Origin of the sequence: Microbacterium sp. 1154 (assembly GCF_031455375.1) — a bacterium.
Lineage (GTDB): Bacteria > Actinomycetota > Actinomycetes > Actinomycetales > Microbacteriaceae > Microbacterium.
Genome location: NZ_JAVDSN010000005.1, coordinates 117,549 through 136,181 on the forward strand (window position 1 = coordinate 117,549; position 18,633 = coordinate 136,181).

The 18,633-nt window shown below is 71.9% G+C and carries 13 protein-coding genes, 2 tRNA genes and 1 pseudogene; 11 read left to right on the forward strand and 5 right to left on the reverse strand.

Annotated features, from left to right (window positions below; translation table 11 throughout):
• Positions 1-13: 13 nt before the first annotated feature.
• Genes aztB through aztD form a run of 4 tightly spaced genes read left to right on the forward strand, consistent with a single transcriptional unit; the run spans position 14 to position 4,250 of the window.
• A complete protein-coding gene (gene aztB / locus J2X55_RS15155) occupies positions 14-868 on the forward strand; it encodes a zinc ABC transporter permease AztB (RefSeq protein WP_115919613.1) in 855 nt (284 codons plus the stop codon).
• A 31-nt stretch (positions 869-899) separates the two neighbouring features.
• The gene (locus J2X55_RS15160; protein ID WP_309824418.1) at positions 900-2,114 is read left to right on the forward strand and encodes an ABC transporter; all 1,215 of its coding nucleotides are present in this window, start codon (positions 900-902) and stop codon (positions 2,112-2,114) included.
• A 1-nt stretch (position 2,115) separates the two neighbouring features.
• On the forward strand, positions 2,116-3,015 hold the full coding sequence (gene aztC, locus J2X55_RS15165) for a zinc ABC transporter substrate-binding protein AztC (protein WP_309824420.1): 900 nt from the start codon (positions 2,116-2,118) through the stop codon (positions 3,013-3,015).
• A 32-nt stretch (positions 3,016-3,047) separates the two neighbouring features.
• Positions 3,048-4,250, forward strand: a complete 1,203-nt coding sequence (gene aztD, locus J2X55_RS15170; protein ID WP_309824421.1) for a zinc metallochaperone AztD — start codon at positions 3,048-3,050, stop codon at positions 4,248-4,250.
• Between the two features lie 4 nt (positions 4,251-4,254).
• On the opposite strand, the gene J2X55_RS15175 is transcribed toward aztD, so the two are convergent.
• Positions 4,255-5,142, reverse strand: a complete 888-nt coding sequence (locus tag J2X55_RS15175) for a LysR family transcriptional regulator (protein ID WP_309824422.1) — start codon at positions 5,140-5,142, stop codon at positions 4,255-4,257.
• 99 nt (positions 5,143-5,241) lie between these two features.
• Here J2X55_RS15175 and J2X55_RS15180 point away from each other — a divergent pair, with 99 nt between their 5' ends.
• Positions 5,242-8,697, forward strand: a complete 3,456-nt coding sequence (locus J2X55_RS15180) for a bifunctional proline dehydrogenase/L-glutamate gamma-semialdehyde dehydrogenase (RefSeq protein ID WP_309824423.1) — start codon at positions 5,242-5,244, stop codon at positions 8,695-8,697.
• 193 nt (positions 8,698-8,890) lie between these two features.
• Here J2X55_RS15180 and J2X55_RS15185 read toward each other — a convergent pair whose 3' ends face one another.
• Positions 8,891-9,565, reverse strand: a complete 675-nt coding sequence (locus J2X55_RS15185) for a pyridoxamine 5'-phosphate oxidase family protein (RefSeq protein WP_115919601.1) — start codon at positions 9,563-9,565, stop codon at positions 8,891-8,893.
• Between the two features lie 82 nt (positions 9,566-9,647).
• Here J2X55_RS15185 and J2X55_RS15190 point away from each other — a divergent pair.
• Positions 9,648-11,078 (forward strand): annotated as a pseudogene (locus J2X55_RS15190) (PLP-dependent aminotransferase family protein).
• A 115-nt stretch (positions 11,079-11,193) separates the two neighbouring features.
• Here the strand turns inward: J2X55_RS15190 and J2X55_RS15195 are convergent.
• Positions 11,194-12,783, reverse strand: coding sequence for an NAD(P)/FAD-dependent oxidoreductase (locus J2X55_RS15195; RefSeq protein WP_309824425.1), 1,590 nt, complete (start codon positions 12,781-12,783; stop codon positions 11,194-11,196).
• A 62-nt stretch (positions 12,784-12,845) separates the two neighbouring features.
• Between J2X55_RS15195 and J2X55_RS15200 the strand changes: the two genes are divergently transcribed.
• The 5 genes from J2X55_RS15200 to J2X55_RS15220 all read left to right on the forward strand — a co-directional run bounded on the left by J2X55_RS15200 (position 12,846) and on the right by J2X55_RS15220 (position 17,370).
• Complete coding sequence (locus J2X55_RS15200; RefSeq protein ID WP_115919595.1) at positions 12,846-13,643, forward strand: inositol monophosphatase family protein; 798 nt, start codon at positions 12,846-12,848, stop codon at positions 13,641-13,643.
• Positions 13,644-13,896: 253 nt separating this feature from the next.
• On the forward strand, positions 13,897-15,321 hold the full coding sequence (locus tag J2X55_RS15205; RefSeq protein WP_309824428.1) for a peptidoglycan DD-metalloendopeptidase family protein: 1,425 nt from the start codon (positions 13,897-13,899) through the stop codon (positions 15,319-15,321).
• 67 nt (positions 15,322-15,388) lie between these two features.
• A tRNA-Thr gene (locus J2X55_RS15210) sits at positions 15,389-15,460 on the forward strand.
• Positions 15,461-15,493: 33 nt separating this feature from the next.
• Positions 15,494-15,570 (forward strand) — tRNA-Met (locus J2X55_RS15215).
• Positions 15,571-17,028: 1,458 nt separating this feature from the next.
• Positions 17,029-17,370, forward strand: a complete 342-nt coding sequence (locus J2X55_RS15220) for a MarR family transcriptional regulator (protein WP_181906516.1) — start codon at positions 17,029-17,031, stop codon at positions 17,368-17,370.
• An 8-nt stretch (positions 17,371-17,378) separates the two neighbouring features.
• On the opposite strand, the gene J2X55_RS15225 is transcribed toward J2X55_RS15220, so the two are convergent.
• Together J2X55_RS15225 and J2X55_RS15230 are read right to left on the reverse strand one after the other, a co-directional pair.
• Positions 17,379-17,576, reverse strand: a complete 198-nt coding sequence (locus J2X55_RS15225; RefSeq protein ID WP_115919587.1) for a zf-TFIIB domain-containing protein — start codon at positions 17,574-17,576, stop codon at positions 17,379-17,381.
• An 83-nt stretch (positions 17,577-17,659) separates the two neighbouring features.
• Entirely contained in the window at positions 17,660-18,625 is a 966-nt protein-coding gene (locus tag J2X55_RS15230; protein WP_309824431.1) for a LacI family DNA-binding transcriptional regulator, read from the reverse strand.
• Positions 18,626-18,633: the final 8 nt, after the last annotated feature.

Sequence of the window (18,633 nt, forward strand, 5' to 3'; positions counted from 1 at the left end):
ACGGTCGAACACCGTGTCCTGGCTCACCGATCCGTTCTCCCTCGAATTCGTCCAGCGTGCCCTTCTCGGCGGCGTGCTCGTCGCGGTGCTGTGCGCGGTGGCCGGTACCTGGGTGATCGTGCGGGGCATGGCCTTCCTCGGCGAAGCCCTCGCGCACGGAATGCTGCCCGGCGTGGCTCTGGCCACCGTGCTGGGGCTCCCCGTCCTGGTCGGGGCGGCGGCCAGCGCCGCGGTCATGAGTCTCGGCATCGGGGCCCTGCAGCGACGCGCGAGACACTCCTACGACACGAGCATCGGCCTGCTCTTCGTCAGCATGCTCGCTCTCGGGGTGATCGTCATCTCGCACGCGGGGAGCTTCGCGACGGATGCCACGGCGATCCTCTTCGGCGACATCCTCGCGATCACGAGCGCCGATCTCGTCGTCCTCGGGGTCGCGGTGACCGTAGGAATCGCCGCCGCGACCCTGGCGCATCGCAGCCTGGTCGCTCTCGCGATCGACGAGCGTGTCGCGCGGGTGCTGGGCCTCGGCCCGCGCCTGGCGCAGACCGTGCTGGTCGCTCTCGTGACCCTCGCGGTCGTCGCCTCGTATCAGGCCGTCGGCTCGCTGCTCGTCGTCGGGTTGCTCGTGGCCCCGGCCGTGGCGGCGCGCCAGTGGACCGAACGCATCCCCTCGACCATGGTGCTCGCGGCCGGTATCGGTTCGGCCGCCGTCGCGGTCGGGCTGCTCGTGTCGTGGCACGCCGCGACGGCCGCCGGGGCGACGATCGCCGCCACCGCGATCGCGTCCGCGGGCGTCTCGTGGCTCCTGCGCGTCGCGACGAACGAGGTGCGTCGTCGCGTCCCCGCCCTTCTCCCCGTACCCGCCTGACATTTCCGCCCGCTCCCCTGGAAAGCCCCCCATGCCCCACCCCATCCGACGCCTCGCGCCCCTCGGCGCCCTCCTGCTCGTGGCCCTGGCCGGTTGCTCCGCCCCGTCCGCGCCCTCCGCCTCGACCTCCCCTCCGCCGGTCGACACTCACGGGGAGATCGACGGTGCCGCAGAGCTCGCCGAGCCCGCTCTCGGCCTCACCTCGATCGATCCCGACGGCCGGGTCTCGCACCTCGATCTGCTCGACGAGACGACTACCGACCTCGGAACCGTGCGGGCGCCCGCCGCCGTGCATTCCGACGGGCGCTACCTCTTCTCGTCCGACGCCGACGGTGTCTCGATCGTCGACAGCGGCGTCTGGACGTGGGACCACGTCGACCACTTCCACTACTACCGGGCGCCCGCACGGGTGATCGGCGAGATCGCGGGCAAGGGTGCGGCCACCGTGGCGACCTCCAACTCGTCGACCACGGGCGGCACGGGGGTCTTCTTCCCCGACTCCGGTGAGGCCGTGCTGCTCGACACCGAGGCGCTGTCGAAAGGCGAGGTGTCCGAGAAGTTCCGCGTGACCACGGAGCCCGGCGCCGGGCTCGTCGTGCCCGCGGGGTCGTTCGCCGCGGTCGCCTCCGCCGGGGTGGTGTCGCTGCACGCGGCGGACGGCGCGGCCGTCGGTGCGACGACACCGTGCGCAGACCCCGCGGGCACCGTCACGACCCGTGTCGGAGCGGTGATCGGATGCCGCGACGGCGCCGTTCTCGTCAGCGTCGAGGGGGAACAGCCGGTGGCCGAGGTCATCCCCTATCCGTCCGGGACCACCGCCCCCCGCGCCACGACCTTCCACAATCGAGAGGGGAGACCGAGCGTCGCCGCCCTCGCGGGTGACGCCGGCATCTGGGTGCTCGACACCCGCGAGCGCGCGTGGACGCTCCTGACCGCGCCCGAGCCGCTCGTGCAGGTCACGGCCGTCGACGACAAGAACGCGAACCTCCTCGCCCTCACCGCCGGTGGTCGGGTGCTGGTGCTCGACGGCGACACCGGCGCGGTGCGCGCGGCATCCGCTCCTCTGGTGTCGCAGAGTCTCACCGCGGGACGGCCCGTGTCCCTCATCGCCGATCAGCAGCGCGCGTACCTCAACGGCCCGGCCGAGAACCGGATGTGGGAGATCGATTTCGCCGACGACGCGCGCATCGCGCGCGAATTCACCCCCGAGCGCACGCCGCTCTTCTTCGCAGAGACGGGACGCTGACATGCGCCGCACCCTCGCCGCCCTCGCCGCGGCCGCACTCCTGTGCCTCACCGGATGCGCCGGTACCGCGGCACCCGACCGCCCCCTGGTCGTGGTGACCACGAACATCCTCGGCGACGTCGTGTCGAACATCGCCGGTGACGACGTCGAGGTCCTGACGCTCATGCGTCCCGGGGCCGACCCGCACTCCTTCGAGATCTCGGCGGCCGAGGCCGCACGCCTGCGATCGGCCGACCTGCTGGTCGCCAACGGTCTCGGTCTCGAGGAGGGCCTGCAGCAGCACCTCGACGCCGCGGCCGCCGACGGGGTCAGCGCGATCGTCGCGGGAGACGCCGTGACCGTCCTGCCGTACACGTCCACCGACGCCGACGGGGCCGACGACCCGCACTTCTGGACCGACCCCGCGCAGATGATCGCCGTGGTCGATCGGCTCACACCCGCGCTCGAGAGACTCGGCGGAGCCGCAGTCACCGAGCGCTCGGTCGCCTACCGGGCGCAGCTCGAAGAGCTCGACGCCGAGATGAGCGCGGCCTTCGCGGCGGTTCCGGCCGAGCGCCGCGCCCTCGTGACCAACCACCACGTGTTCGGTTACCTCGCCGACCGGTTCGGCTTCCGCGTGATCGGGGCCGTCATCCCGGGCGGCACGACCCTCGCCGCCCCGAGCACGAGCGACCTCGCCGACCTCGTCTCGGCGATCGACGAGGCGAAGGTTCCCACGATCTTCGCCGAGTCCTCGTCTCCCGACCGGCTCGTGCGCGCGCTAGCCGAAGAAGCGGACCGACACGTCGAGGTGACCGAGCTGTTCACCGAGTCGCTCACCGACGCGTCGGGCGACGCCCCCGACTACCTGACCATGATGCGCGTCAACACGGAGCGAATCGCCACCGGGCTCTCACCCTGACGAGACCCACCCCACCGAAGAAAGAGACACGAATGCACAGCTTCTCCCTGCCCCGCGCGGGCCTGGTCGCCCTCGCGATCGGCGCCACCGTCACCCTGTCGGCCTGCGCCGGCGGCACCGCTCCCGGATCGGCGGCCCCGGCGTCGACCGCCCCGGCCGATGCGGTCACGCGCGTCGCGCTGTCGTACCCCGGCGGCATCCTGGTGCTCGACGGCGAGAGCCTCGAGACCGTCGGCGACTTCTCGTCGGAAGAGTTCACCCGCTTGAACTCCGCCGGCGACGGCCAGCACGTCATGGTGACCACGAGCAAGGGTTTCCAGGTTCTGGATGCCGGCACCTCGGCCGCCGAGCCCGAGCTCACCGACCTCGTCTTCCCGGCGTCCAAGCCCGGTCACGTGGTGACGCACGGCGGCAAGACGGTGCTGTACGCCGACGGTACGAGCGATTCGACGATCTTCGACACCGATGCCCTGCTGGCCTCCACCGAGGCGCTTCCCGAGGTCCAGACGATCCCGGGCGTCGAGGCGCACCACGGCGTCTCGATCGTGCTCGAGGACGGCTCGTTCGTCACCACCGTCGGCAACGCCAACGGCCGGACGGGCATCGTCGTGAAGGACCCGTCGGGCGCCACCGTCGCCGAGAACGCCACCTGCCCCGGTGTGCACGGCGAGGGCACGACCCAGAACGAGGTCGTAGTCTTCGGCTGCGAGAACGGCGCGCTCATCTACGCCGACGGCGAGATCACCAAGGTCGACGCTCCCGATCAGCCGTACGGCCGCATGGGCAACATCTTCGTGACCGACACCAGCCCGCTCGTGCTCGGCGACTACAAGGACGACCGAGATGCCGAGGGCTACCTGCTGCACCGTGTCGCGCTGATCGACACCGAGGCGAAGACCCAGACCGTCGTCGACATGCCCGCGGGGGCCGAGTACACGTTCCGCGACCTGGCGCGCGGCCCCGGCGACCTCGGCTACATCCTCGCGTCCGACGGCGCGATCCACGTGTTCGATCTTGAGACGGGCGCCTTCACCGACGCGTACCCCGTGATCGGGGCATGGGAGGGCCCGGCCGAGTGGCAGGACGCGCACCCCGCCATCAAGGTCTCGGGCGACACCGCTTACGTGACCGAGCCCGCGAAGAACGCCGTGCACGCGGTCGACCTCACCACGGGCGAGGTCGTGAACAGCGTGACGCTCGATCAGACGCCGAACGAGATCGCGCTGACCAAGTAACCCGTTACCGACCGCTCCGGTCGTACGCCACCTGCAGTGCCCCGTGCACCGCGCGTACGCCGGGGCGGTCGGCCGTTCCGCGGCGGACGGCCGTGAACACCTCGCGTCGGGGGCGGTCGGGGAGGCTCACGAGTCGCACGGGAGGCGTCTCGCCCGCGAAGACGAGGTCGGGGATCATCCCGACGGCATGACCGGATGCCACCAGACGGGCGTGCGCGGTGAGGTCGGCCATCTCGAAGCGCACGTCGGGCTCGAACCCGGCGGCGCGGCACTGCTGCGTCGCCCACTGCCGGGCGGCGGTGCCCACCGGTTCCATGACCCACGCGCGATCGCGCAGATCGGCGAGGGTCTCGGCGGGATCGCCGGGCGCGACGGCGAGGCGGATGGCATCCCGCCCCAGGAGGCTCCGCTCCAGCCCTTCGCGGTGCTCGCGTGTGTGGCCCGGGTACTGCTCGGCCACGGCGAGGTCGAAGCCGCGCGCGGCGACCTCGAACAGTCCCTCCTCGGGGGCGAGTTCCGCGACCTCGATGCGCAGCTGCGGTTCGCTCTCGGCCAGGGCGTCGAGCGCGCGGGGAAGCAGCCCGTGCGCGGCGGACTGCATGACGGCCAGCCGCACGGGGGCGAGCGAGGGGCGCATGCGCTCGAGTTCGGCCCGCGCGGCCTCGTCGGCGGCGAGCATGCGGGCGGCGTGGGCGGCCAACGCGGCGCCCTGCGCGGTGAGGCGGACGCGGCGCCCGTCGGGCTCGAGCAGGGGAACTCCGGCCTCTTTCTCGAGCAGAGCGAGCTGCTGCGAGATGGTCGACGGGCTGTAGGAGAGGGCGTCCGCGACGGCCGCGAGGGTGCCCCGGGCCGACAACTCGTGGAGCAGGCGCAGACGGCGCAGATCGAACACGGCATCCCTTCGGCTTCATCGATCAGTATGCATCAGGATTCATCGCTTTTCTCGAATGGACGCCAGCCTCACACTGAGAGCATCCGAGGAAGGATCGCCATGTCGCTCACCGAAGTCCCCGACACCACGTCCGGCACCACCCCCGCCGCGCTCGTCTCTGCCCACGACCTCGCCGACGAGGCGATCGCCCTCGTGCGCCAGTGGCTCGCCGAGAGCCGCGACGAGCCCGTCGACGCCGCCGCCCAGCGGCTCGCGGGCGTGCTGCGCGACCCGCACGGCCTCGACTTCACCGTCGGGTTCGTCGACGGCGTCGTGCGCCCCGAAGACGTGCGCGTCGCCGCGCGCAACCTCGCCGCTCTCACCCCGCTCATCCCGAGCTTCCTTCCGCTGCACCTCAAGGCCGCGATCCGCGTCGGCGCCTTCGCCGCGCCGATCCTCCCGCAGGTCGTCGTCCCGGCCGCCCGCACGGCCCTGCGCTCGATGGTGCGCCACCTCATCGTCGACGCCACCGACCGCAAGCTCGGCGAGGCCATCACCTCGATCCGCGGCCGGGGAGACGGCATCCGTCTCAACGTGAACCTGCTCGGCGAGGCCATCCTCGGCAAGAAAGAGGCCGCGCGTCGCCTGGCCGGCACCCGCAAGCTCCTCTCGCGCGACGACGTCGACTACGTCTCGATCAAGGTCTCGTCCACCGTCGCCCCCCACACGCCGTGGGCCTTCGACGCCGCCGTCGCCGACGCCGTCGCCGCGCTTCGGCCGCTGTATCGCGTGGCCAAAGAGACCGGCACCTTCTTGAACCTCGACATGGAGGAGTTCAAGGACCTCGACCTCACCCTCGCCGTCTTCGAGACGCTGCTCTCGGAGCAGGAGTTCCACGGCGTCGAGGCGGGCATCGTGCTGCAGGCCTACCTGCCCGACGCCCTCGCCGCGATGATCCGCCTGCAGGAATGGACCGCCGCGCGGGTGGCATCCGGGGGCGCCCCCATCAAGGTGCGCGTCGTCAAGGGCGCGAACCTTCCGATGGAGCGGGTGGATGCCGATGTGCACGACTGGCCGCTCGCCACCTGGCCCTCGAAGCAGGCGACCGACGCTTCGTACAAGGCGGTGCTCGACTACGCCCTGCGCCCCGAGCACACGAAGAACGTGCGGATCGGCGTCGCCGGACACAACCTCTTCGACGTCGCTCTTGCCTGGCTGCTCGCCGAGCGCCGCGGGGTGACCGGCGGGATCGACGTCGAGATGCTCCTCGGCATGGCCACCGCGCAGCAGGCGGTCGTCCGCCGCACGGTCGGCTCAATCCTGCTCTACACGCCCGTCGTGCACCCGCAGGAGTTCGACGTCGCCATCGCGTACCTCATCCGCCGTCTTGAAGAGGGCGCCTCGAGCGAGAACTTCATGTCGGCGGTGTTCGACCTCGACACCCACGCGGCGCTGTTCGCTCGCGAGCGCGACCGCTTCCTGGCATCCCTCGCCGACATGCCCGAGGGCGTGCCCGCGTCGAATCGCGTGCAGGACCGCACAGCCCCCGCGGCACCTGCGCCGACGCACGGCTTCCGCAACACCCCCGACTCGGATCCCGCGATCGAGGCGAACCGCGAGTGGTCGCGCGCGATCGTGGCGCGCATGGAGGGGTCGGCTCTGGGAGAGCAGACCATCGCCGACCACACGGTCACGGACGAAGCCGCGCTGAACGCGCTGATCCAGGATGCCGCGACGGCCGCCGCCGACTGGCGCGCGCTCGGAGCCGCGAAGCGCGCCGAGATCCTCCACCGCGCCGGAGACGCCCTCGAGAAGCACCGCGTCGACCTGCTCGAGGTCATGGGCGTCGAGTGCGGCAAGGTCATCGAGCAGAGCGACCCCGAGGTGTCCGAGGCGATCGACTTCGCCCACTACTACGCCGAGCAGGCGCGGACGCTCGAGACCGTCGACGGGGCGACCTTCACCCCGGCGCGTGTGACCGTGGTCACCCCGCCGTGGAACTTCCCCGTCGCGATCCCCGCGGGCTCGACCCTCGCCGCCCTCGCCGCGGGTTCCGCCGTGGTCATCAAGCCCGCGGCCCTCGCCGAGCGCTCCGGCGCCGTCATGGTCGAGGCGCTGTGGGAGGCGGGTGTGCCGCGCGAGGTGCTCAAGCTCGTGCAGGTGTCCGAGAACGACCTCGGTCGCCAGCTGCTCACGCACCCCGCCGTCGAGCGGGTCGTGCTCACCGGCGCCTACGAGACGGCGGAGCTCTTCCGCTCGTTCCGCCCCGACCTGCCGCTGCTCGCCGAGACGAGCGGCAAGAACGCCGTGATCGTCACCCCCAGCGCCGACCTCGACCTCGCGGCCAAGGACGTGGCGATGTCGGCCTTCGGTCACGCGGGGCAGAAGTGCTCGGCGGCATCCCTCGTCGTGCTCGTCGGATCGGTCGCGCGCTCGCGCCGCTTCCGCGATCAGCTCGTCGACGCCGTGACCTCCCTCGAGGTCGGGATGCCGTGGGACGAGGCCTCGCGCATCGGACCGCTCATCGAGCCCGCCCAGGGCAAGCTGCTCACCGCCCTCACGACCCTCGAGCCCGGCCAGCGCTGGGTGGTCGAGCCGCAGAAGCTCGACGACGAGGGGATGCTGTGGCGTCCCGGCATCCGCGAGGGCGTGCAGCCCGGCAGCGCCTTCCACCGCACCGAGTACTTCGGGCCGGTGCTCGGCATCATGACCGCCGAGACCCTCGACGAGGCGATCGAGATCGTCAACGCGATCGAGTACGGCCTCACCTCGGGCCTGCACGCTCTCGACGAGGCCGAGATCCAGCAGTGGCTCTCGCGCATCGAGGCCGGCAACGTCTACGTCAACCGCGGAACGACCGGTGCGATCGTGCAGCGCCAGCCCTTCGGCGGCTGGAAGAAGTCCGCCGTCGGCGCGGGCACCAAGGCCGGCGGACCGCACTACCTGTTCGGCTTCGGGGCGTGGACGGATGCCGAGACGTCGGCCTCTTCGCGGCCGGACGCCCTCGCCGCCCCCGCGCTGGCGGCCGCCCCCGCCGGAGACCGCGAGTGGCTGGCATCCGCCCTCTCGAGCGACGCCGCCGCGTGGGCTGAGGAGTTCTCGCTCGCTCGCGATGTGACGGGACTGGAGTCGGAGCAGAACGTGCTGCGCTACGCCGCGGTGCCGGTCACCGTGCGCGTCGAGGACGCGTCGGAGGCCGCGCTCGTACGCGTCGTCGCGGCGGGGGTGCGCGCCGGGTCGACCGTGACCGTCAGCGCCGCGCGCGAGCTGTCGCCCGCCGTTCGCGCGTGGCTCGAGGGAGTGGGCGTCCGTGCCGCCGTCGAGGACGCCGCCGACTGGGGTCGCCGTGCGGCTCGCCTGGCCCGCAGCGGTGGGCGCGTGCGCCTGCTGGGCGGCTCGGCCCTCGCCGTCGCCGAGGCCACGGACGGATCGCCCTCGGTCGCGGTGTATGCCGGAGAGGTCACCCGAGCCGGACACGTCGAGCTGCTGCCGTTCCTGCGGGAGCAGGCCGTGTCGATCACGGCGCACCGCTTCGGCACGCCGCGCCGGTACGAGGTGCCGCCCCTGGTGGGCTGACCGTTTCGCAGGCGGGGCCGTTCCTTGGGGGCGGCCCCGCCTTTTCCCTGGGCCCGGCCTGGGCCGCCGTGGGCGTCCCGTGCGGCGGAGACCGGCGGTGACGCGCCGGGTCGGGGTGGTGCGGGCCGGCGTGTGGGGGCCGGAGTCCGCACGCCGACGCACACGACACGCCTGTCGGGAATCCGGGCGACCGCTACGCCGTCCCCGACGTCGCGACTCGCGCGGCCGCTCTGCGCACGGATTCGGGGACCGGAACGCCCGCCGTCGTCTGCGCCGACGTGATCGGGTCGCCGGCGACGACGCGCAGCGGCAGCATGCCCGCCCACACCGACCGGTCCTCGCCGTCGTCGTCGACCTCGACGAGCGAGCCGGCATTGTCCTTCACGCTCGCCTCGGCCAGGGGCACGCGCAGCACCATCGTCGCCGCGATCTCTCTCGCGGTCATCGGGCGCACGTCGTCACTGCGCCCCGGCATGAGGTGCTCCGACAGGGTGAGCAGGGCCGCTTCCTTCTCTTCGGGAGGGACGAGGGATGCCACGGCGTGCACCACCGCGCAGCGGTACCGCATCGAGCTGTCGAAGAGCGAGCGCGCGTACTTCAGGCCCATGAGGTGCGTGATCGTGAGGCTGACGGGCGCACCCGCGGCGATGCGGCGGAAGAAGTCGCTGCCGGTCGAACCGTGGACGAGCAGGTCGTCGCCGTCGCGGCCGATGCCCACGGGAAGGGCGACCGGACGGTCGTCGCGGACGATCGCGAGGGTGGCGTAGAGGGCGGTATCGATCACGTCGTACAGGGCCGCGCGGTCGGTGCGCTGGTGGTGCGCGCCGCGGCGCACGCGGGTGAGGGGCGTGAGGGGGAGGTCTGTCATGTCTTCAGTCCACGCGAAGACATGGTCCAGGGCGTAGTCCGCTTTTCGCGCACTGTTGTAGACCAGTGACAGAATCCGAGGCATGATCTCCGCCGGCATCCTGGATCGCACCTCCGCCGTACCCCTGCACGAGCAACTCGCCCACAACCTGCGTGCGGCGATCCTGGCCGGGCGGGTGGGCGGGGGAGAGGGGGTCCCCTCGACGCGAGCCCTCGCCGCCGACCTGGGGATCGCGCGCGGCACCGCGGTCGCCGCCTACGAGATCCTCGCGGGGGAGGGGTACCTCGTGACCCGCCCCGGGGGCGGGACCGCCGTGGCCGAGATCGCCGGCGCCGCATCGCGGGAATCACCGCCGCGTCGCCCTCTCGCGCCCCCGCGCGACACCGGGGTGGATCTTCGCCCCGGCCGCCCGCACACCGCCGGGATCGCCGATGCCGCCTGGCGCTCCGCGTGGCGACGGGCGAGCGCCGCAGACCCCGCCCCCGGAGTCGACGACGTGCTCGGGGACGCGGCGTTACGGACCGAGATCGCCCGGCACCTCGGTCGAACGCGCGGGCTCGACGTCGCCCCCGACGAGGTCATCGTGACCGCGGGAACGAGCGAGGCGATGCTCGTGACGCTGCTCGCGCTCACCCCGCGCCGCAGGGGCGGCCCCCTGAGAGTGGGGATTGAGGACCCGGGCTACCCGCGCGTGCGCCGCATCCTCCGCCGACTGGGTATGGAAGCCGTGCCGGTTCCCGTGCGGGCGGGGAGCGGTCTCGATCTCGACGCCCTCGACACCCATCGCGACCTCGACGCGATGATCGTCACGCCCCATCACCATTACCCCCTGGGCAGCCGGCTCGACGCCGCCGACCGTGCGCGGCTGCTGGCCTGAGCCGCGCGATCGGGGAGTGTGGTGATCGAAGACGACTACGACAGCGAATTCCCGCACGGTCGCGCGCCCCTGCCGCCGCTGCGCCTGATCGATCCGGACCGTGTGGTGCTGATCGGGAGCCTGTCGAAGGTGCTGAGCCCGGCGCTGCGCTGCGGCTGGATCGTGTCGAGCGGTGACCTGCGCGAACGCCTGGCCGATGCCCGCGCCGACCTCGACCCGCCGGTCTCGCAGGTGCAGCAGCGTGCCCTGGCGCTGTACCTCGGCGAGGGAGCGCTCGCGCGCCACACCGCGCGGCGCCGACGCGACTACCGCCACCGTCGCCGTCTGCTGCTCGACGCCTTCGCCGAGGTGGACGGTGTGACATTGACCGCCACCGACGGGGGGCTCCACGCGGTCGTCCTCCTCGACGACGCCCCACCGGCGGCCGAGCAGGCGATCGTCGACGCGCTCGCCGCGCGCGGCATCTTGGTGTCGCCCCTGTCGGCGTACGCGGTGCGGGACACCGTCGCCGACCTGCCCCCGGGGATCGTCTTCGGCTACGCCGAGCCGTCGACGACGGCGCTGATGGGTGCCGTCGGTCAGATCATCGGGGTGATGGGCGGCGCGCTCGCCGACGAGCCCGTGCCGCGGGGGTGAGCTCACGGACGCGGGCCGTCGCGCGGAGTTCGGCGGCGACACGCCCCGGGCGGTGAGGACGGGGCGGTGTGTCGCGCCCCGCATCCGCAGGACGGTCGGAATGCCGCGGCCCGGCCTACCGACCGAGGATCTCCAACGCGGCCATCGCCGCGTTCTGGCCCCCGATCCCGCTGACCGCTCCGCCGCGTTGCGCGCTCGATCCGCACAGCAGGATCCGTGCGTGCGGGGTCGACACGCCCCAGCGTGCGGCGGGGGAGTCGGCGGGCGCCGACAGCCACGGCCACGACAGGGCACCGTGGAAGATGTCGCCGCCGACCATATTGAGCGAGTCTTCGAGGTCCCTCGTCGTGCGGGCCTCGATGCAGAGCCGTCCGTCGAACGCGCGCAGGATGCAGTCGCGCAGGGGCTCTGCGAGGACCGACTCGAGCGACGCCTGGGCGGCGGCGAGCAGACGCGCTCCCGCGGCGACCGGGTCGGCGTCGCCGACGAGCCGGTGCGGCACCTGCAGCCCGAACATCGTGAGCGTCTGCGCCCCCGACGCGCGCAACTCCTCGCCGAGGATCGACGGGTCGGTGAGCGAGTGGCAGTAGATCTCGACCGGGAGAGGCTCCGGGACGAGCCCTCCGGATGCCGCCGCATGAGCGGCATCCAACTGGGTCATGGTCTCGTTGACGTGGAACGTGCCGGCGAAGGCGGCCTCGGGGGTCACGGTCTCGTCGCGCAGGCGGGGCAGGCGCGACAGCAGCATGTTGACCTTCACCTGCGCGCCCTCCGGCTCGTCGGCGCCGGTCGTGGCGGCGCCGCCCGCCGCGAGCAATCGATCGAGCACCGCGCGGCCGACGCCGCTGAGCACGAGGTCGCCGTGGAACACCTCGGAGCGGTCGGTCATCGTGTGCACGTCGCCGTCGGGCGAGATCGAGATGACCTCGACGCCCGTGACGATCTCGGCCCCCGCCGCGCGGGCCGCTCGTTCGAGCTCGGCGGTGACCGCGCCCATACCGCCCACGGGGACGTCCCAGTCCCCGGTCCCTCCACCGATCACGTGATAGAGGAAGCAGCGGTTCTGGGCGAGCGAGGGGTCGTCCGAGGAGGCGAAGGTGCCGATGAGTCCGTCGGTGAGGGCGATACCGCGGACCAGGTCGCTGGCCAGGGAGGAGCGCAGCAGGTCGCCGAGCGGGCGGGTGGTGAGGGCCTCCCACAGCTCGTCATCGTCCACGCGCTCACGCAGGTCGTCGGCCGTGGGCAGCGGTTCGGTCATCGTCGGGAAGACCGCTCGGGCCAACGGCGCGAGACGCTCACCGAATGCCGCGAAACGCGAGGCCTCGTCGGCGCCGTCCGCGCCCAGAGCGCGCGCGAACGAGGCGGCCGTCGCCTCGGCATCCTGGGTGTCGACGAGGATGCCGCGCGTGGGGTCGGCCGGGTCGGGCGTGTACGAGGAGTACCGGCGGCGGCGCAGCTCGAGACGCAGACCCAGGTCGTCGATGATCCGCTGCGGCAGCAGGCTCACGAGGTACGAGTAGCGCGACAGGCGTGCATCGACCCCCGCCCACGGGCGCTCCGACACGGCGGCGCCACCCACGGCATCCGATCTCTCGATCACCACCACGCGGCGCCCCGCCCGGGCGAGATAGGCCGCGGAGACGAGGGCGTTGTGCCCGCCCCCCACGATGACGACGTCGTACCGGCGAGAATCCGAAGCGGTCATGAGCCCACGCTAACGACGGCGACGAATTCGCCGCAGGGGGTGGCGCACGTAGCCTGGATGCCATGACTTCCGCAGCCGACCTGCTCGAGATCGCCACGCGCATCGCCCGAGAGGCAGGGGAACTCGCCCACCGTCGTCGCCGCGAGGGCGTGACGGTCGCCGCGACCAAGTCGGCCGCCGCCGACATCGTCACCGCCGCCGACCGCGAGGTCGAGGCCTTCATCCGCGGCGAGCTCGCGCGAGAGCGGCCGGACGACGGCTTCTTCGGCGAGGAATCCGGGGCAGAAGAGGGGACGAGCGGCATCACCTGGGTCGTCGACCCCATCGACGGCACCGTCAACTACGCCTACGGCATCCCGGCCTGGGCCGTCAGCATCGCCGCTGTCGAGGGCACCGCCGAGACCGCCTCGTGGACCGCGCTCGCCGGGGCCGTCTTCAACCCCGTGACCGGCGAGCTCTTCCGGGCCTCGCGCGGCGGGGGAGCCTGGCTCGGCGACCAGCGACTGTCGGTCGGCGAAGTCGGCCCCGCCGGAGGGCTCGTCGCCACGGGCTTCGGCTACAACCCCGAGACGCACGGCCCCGCGCTGGCCCAGCTCTCGCGCGTCATGCCCATCGCCCGCGACGTGCGCCGCATCGGCGCGGCGTCCCTCGATCTGGCATCGGTGGCCGCCGGACGCGTCGACGCGTATTACGAGCGCGGCACCCAGCCGTGGGACCACGCCGCCGGCTCTCTGCTGGTCGCCGAAGCGGGCGGAATCGTCGGGGGCGCGCCCGGCGGGCGCCCGGGCAACGGCATGGTGATCGCCGCGGGCCCCGACTTCTACCGCCGTCTCGAGCCGCTCCTCGATTACGAGCGGTGACAAGGGTCGCGCCCATGGCTTTCCCAGACCAGCCGGGGTAGTGTGTTTACCAGTTCGTTATCTTCCGCAACCCGAACCTGCGGAGATGGCCAAGCCCCACAGCCCGAAGCCGTCGCTCCACGCGACACGACACGAGAGCCCTTCCGCGTTGCCGTCAGAAGCCTCTGAGACTGAGCCCGCCGTCACCCGACGGTCTCGTCGCCCCCTCTCCACGCCCGCTCCCGAGACGACCCCCCGGCTGACCCGAGCCGAGATGCGCCGTCTCGCCGCGAGCGAAAACCCCGTCGCGACGCTCGACGCAGCCGCGTCCGAGCAGAAGGCCGCCGATCCCGCACCGGTCGACGCCGACGCCGCCTCTCAGCCCGAGCTGATCGAGAGCGTCGCCGCCGCCGTCGTCGGAACCGTCATCGCCGCGACCATCGAGCCCACGCTTCCGCCTCGCGATGCCGCCGCGGTTGCCCCCGAGAAGACCCCGGATGCCACGGCCTCCGACGCCCTCGAGGTCACCGTCGTCGACGAGCAGCGTCGTTCGGACGACGTCGCGGTCATCCTGCAGAGTGCGGACGGCGCCGTCGCGACCACCCCGGTGTCGCTGCCGACCTCGCCCATCACGCTTCCGGTGAGCCGTCGCTCGCGCCGCCGCCCTCAGGCGTCGGTCATCCTCGACTCCACGGTCGACGAGGCGCCGGCCGCCGTCGAGGCCGGTGTCGCTGCAACCGAGTCCGTTGGCGCCCAGACGTCGACGCCCGTCGTCGAACAGCCCGCCGCCGCCTCGAACACCGCGGGCGACGCCGTCGCCGACGAGTTCGCCACCGCAGCGCGCCTGTTCTCGTTCACCGGCGAGACGCCCACGCAGAAGGCGGCTCCCGTCGCTCCCGCACCCGAGCCCGTCTCCGAGGGACTGCCCGCCGCGGCGGCCCCCCGGACGCGCCGCAACGTCCGCCGGATCGCGGCGACCTCGTTCTCGGTCGGCGTCATGGGCGTCGTCGGGCTCCTCACCGTCGGCATGACCATGCCCGTCAGCGCCATCGCCTCGGCGAGCGGCACCGACAGCATCACCGCCCCGGCCGCCGACACCGCCACCACGCGTCTCGCGGTCGGCGGAGACGTCGCCTCGTCCGACGGTGCGATCCAGGCCTACGTGGCCCCCGCCCAGTCTCAGGCTGCGGTGGTCGACCGTGCCGACGGCTACACCGCGACCACGTACACCAAGATGGCCGTCGACTCGGGCATCAAGTACCCCACGAATTTCTACACGAACAATCCGACGTCGCCGATCCAGTGGCCGTTCGCGGTCGGTGTGTCGATCTCGTACGGCTTCGGCATGCGCGACGGCGGTTTCCACGAGGGCGCCGACTTCGTGCCCGGCGAGGGTTCGCCTGTTCAGGCGATCGCCGACGGCACCGTCCGTATCGCGACCGAGCAGGGTGGCGCCTTCGGCGTCACGGTCCTGATCGACCACGTCATCGACGGACAGCTCGTCTCGAGCCGGTACGGCCACATGCAGTACGGCTCGCTCCAGGTCACCCCGGGGGAGAAGGTCCACGTCGGCCAGTTCCTCGGCCGCACCGGCAACACGGGTCGCTCGTTCGGCGCCCACACGCACGTCGAGATCCTCCAGAACGGCACCACCCCGATCGACCCGATCGCGTGGCTGCGTCAGCACGCCGGCGGCTGACCCTCGATTCGTAAGAGAGTGTCCCGGTCTGATATTCTCTTCTAGTTGCCCGGAGCGATCCGGGTACGCCCCGATAGCTCAGTGGCAGAGCACTTCCATGGTAAGGAAGGGGTCGTCAGTTCAATCCTGACTCGGGGCTCAAGCATCCTCATCTGCATGCAGGATGCCGTGCGGCGGGGTAGCTCAGTTGGTGAGAGCGCACGACTCATAATCGTGAGGTCGCGGGTTCAAGCCCCGCTCCCGCTACCAGAATCTCTGATCAGCCCCGGTTTCCGCCGGGGCTTTTCTTTACGGCGCACACGGGTCCTCCGGGCGGTCGCCTCGCGGCGTGGGTCGCTCCGCCCGCTCGTCGACGACAACCGGAATGCGCCTCGGCACGTCCCGGGCCGATCCGCGCGGCGTTGGCGGGGCCGAAGCGTTCACCAGGAGGGCGCGCTGGCTTCGATCGCATCCTCTCGGCCCACGAGACGCGTCTGGTGGGCGGGTCCCGAACAGCGGCAGAAGTGGCGGTGCATGGACGGAGTCCCGTCGTATTCGAAGGTGGCGCACGTTGCGGCGCTGTGTCGGCGGCCGGGAAGAGTCTGCCCGGTCACACGAGCGAACGTCCCGGGTCGCAGCCCAACCCGTGCGTGGCCGCACAGTTCGCAGACCGCCACCCTCGGAGCGGCGCTCATCGTCCCCCGGGACTGGGCGCGTGACTCGGCGACGACCACCTCGTGGCAGGGGTGGAGGAAGAGAATGCCGGTGCCCTGATGGAAGCTTTCTGGCCGTAATGCGAAGGTGTATCGGACGTCGATGGTCGGGTCATCGCGGAGTATCCGACGCACCGCCGCATCCACGCGTTCCGTCATAGCGCCCTTTCGCGGTGATGTGTCATCGCGAGAGCGTGAATGTCAGTGATTCATCGTGGCGTCGACGCGTCTCGCGCGCCTTCGCATTCTGTACAGGAACGGTAACCCCGGCATGTTCGACCTGGCAACCGCATCATGTGACCCACTTGGTGGAGATGGTGAGTCGTTTCACGGGCCCGGACGCCGTCGAGCGCGGAGATCTTCGCCCCGCCGCCGTCTCGTCGTCGCCGGGAAATAGGCGAAGAGGTCGTCGCATCGGTCGCGGGGCGCGAAGATTCTCTTCATGACGACTCTTCACGGGATCGACGGCGTCGAGGGGCGCACCCATCTTTCTCATCGCCGGTGATCCGCCGCGATCGATCTCGGAGGATGACTTCCTCTCCGGGGCGTCTCTTCCCGACCTCATCGCCCGGCTCCAACCCGGACAGCACGTGTACCTCGTCGACTACACCAGCGTGCCCGGACGTACGCGGCTGACCCGACTGGCATCGCACGACTGACGGCGACCGCCGCCGGCGACGACGCCCCCGGCGTCGCTCCGGAAGGCGAGATGCCGGGGCGTCGACGTCTCGCTGTTCCTCCAGGTCCGGGCGGTCGGGTGCTGGCCGCCCTGCCCGTCCGGGCGCGAGCGCTGAAACACGGTTGCTGCCTCTTTGTCAACAGTGCCGGGGTGAGCCGTGCGCCCGCGCCGCGCCGGTTACCGTGAAGTCGCGCGTCTGAATGGACGCGTGACCCGAAACGAATCGATACGGCACAGCCGATGACTGCACCAGCTCACCACACCTCACCCATTTCGACGGCACTCACGCGGTATCTGTTCGAGAGGGCGAGGTGCCTGACGGAGGCGCGCCGCATCATGGGGTTGAACGATGTCGACGTCGCCGCGATCCTCCACGCCGCACGCAACCCGGGCGTCCGCCCCTCCGACCTCGGGCGTCATCTCGGGGTCACGGCGGCAGGGGTTACGACCATCGTCGACCGGCTCGTGAGTCGAGACGTTCTGCGCCGCGAGGTCGACCCCGACGACCGACGGGTGATCCACGTCTTCGCGATGGTCGACCTGGCCACCGATCCCTGGAAGTGCCTCACCCGCTTCGACGACGCCTTCGAGGCGGCGCTCGCCGGCCTGGGGCTCGAGCTTCAGCAGAGCGTCGCCGCCCTCTTGGATGACGCGACCAGCTCCGCGGCGCTGAAGTAGCCCCAGCTCTACGACTCGTCGGCCCAGCGGTCCCGAGGGCGATCGTCGTCGTCGCGGGTCGGCGCCGGGCACGTCCACTCCAGCTGGAAGCCGCACTCGCGGCATTCATCGGCACCGCCGCCCTGTTCGAGCAGAGGGTGCATCGTCACCCCGCACGAGGGGCAGATCGGCTGCGCCGTGTCGTCGTAGGGGTCTCTGTAGGTCATGGCCGTCCCGCTCGTCGTCGTGGGGGAGACAACCGCGGTTTCCGCCTCGGTGTTCCCGGGGCGCACACCAGTCCGCTCCCGTTTCAGATCTCGGCCGGCTCTGGCCAGTGCACGCGCACGTCGAGGCGGCGCCGCTCGGCGGTGTCGATCCCCGAGGTCAGGAGGGTGACGAGAGCGCCCATCGCCTCTCGACCCAGCTCGTCGCCGTCGACGTCGATGGCGGGCACCTCGTCGGCGCCGATCGCCTCGGCCACGAGGCGCTCCGCGCTCACGACGACCTCGCCGGGGCAGGCGACTCCGCGGGCGCGCAGGGCGAAGACCAGGCCGAGTCCGATCGAGGTGGCGTAGGGGACGACGGCGGTGGCACCCGAGGCGACCACGGCGTCTGCGGCGGCCACGCCCGCGGCGAACGTCGCGGGGAAGGGGCCGAGCTGCGTGAGGTCGACGCGATGGGTCACGGCGCTCGAGATGGCGGCGCTGCGCTGAGCGTCTTGCCACGACCCTTCGGGACCGCCCAGGTAGGCGATCGACCGGTGGCCCGCGTCGGCGAAGCGGCGGGCGAGATCGGCGAACGCGCGCGCGGTGTCGGCCACGATCGAGGTCATCCCCTCGACCTCGCGGTCGACGAGCACGGTCGGACCGAACGTCCCGATCGAGCGAACGACGTCGTCCAGCGCGCGCGGCGCGACCACGATGCAGCCGTCGACCTGTCGCGCGAGGCGCGCGAGATCGAGCAGGTCGTCGTCGGTGTCGAGGGGGTGTACCGCGACCGTGAGCTGCAGGTCGGACTCGCGGGCCCGCGCCTGGGCACCGGCGATGATGGGGGTGAAGAACGCGTTGTCGAGGGTGGGGACGACGAGGGCGACGATGCCGCTGTTGCCGCGCGCGAGGTGGCTCGCGGCGCGGTTGGGCACGAAGCCCAGGTCGACGGCGGCCGCGCGAACGCGCGCGACGGTGTCGGGTGCGACGAGGTCGGGGCGGCTCAGGGCGCGTGAGGCGGTGGACTTCGCGACCCCCGCCCGTGCCGCGACATCGGCCAACGTCGTCACGGCGCCCC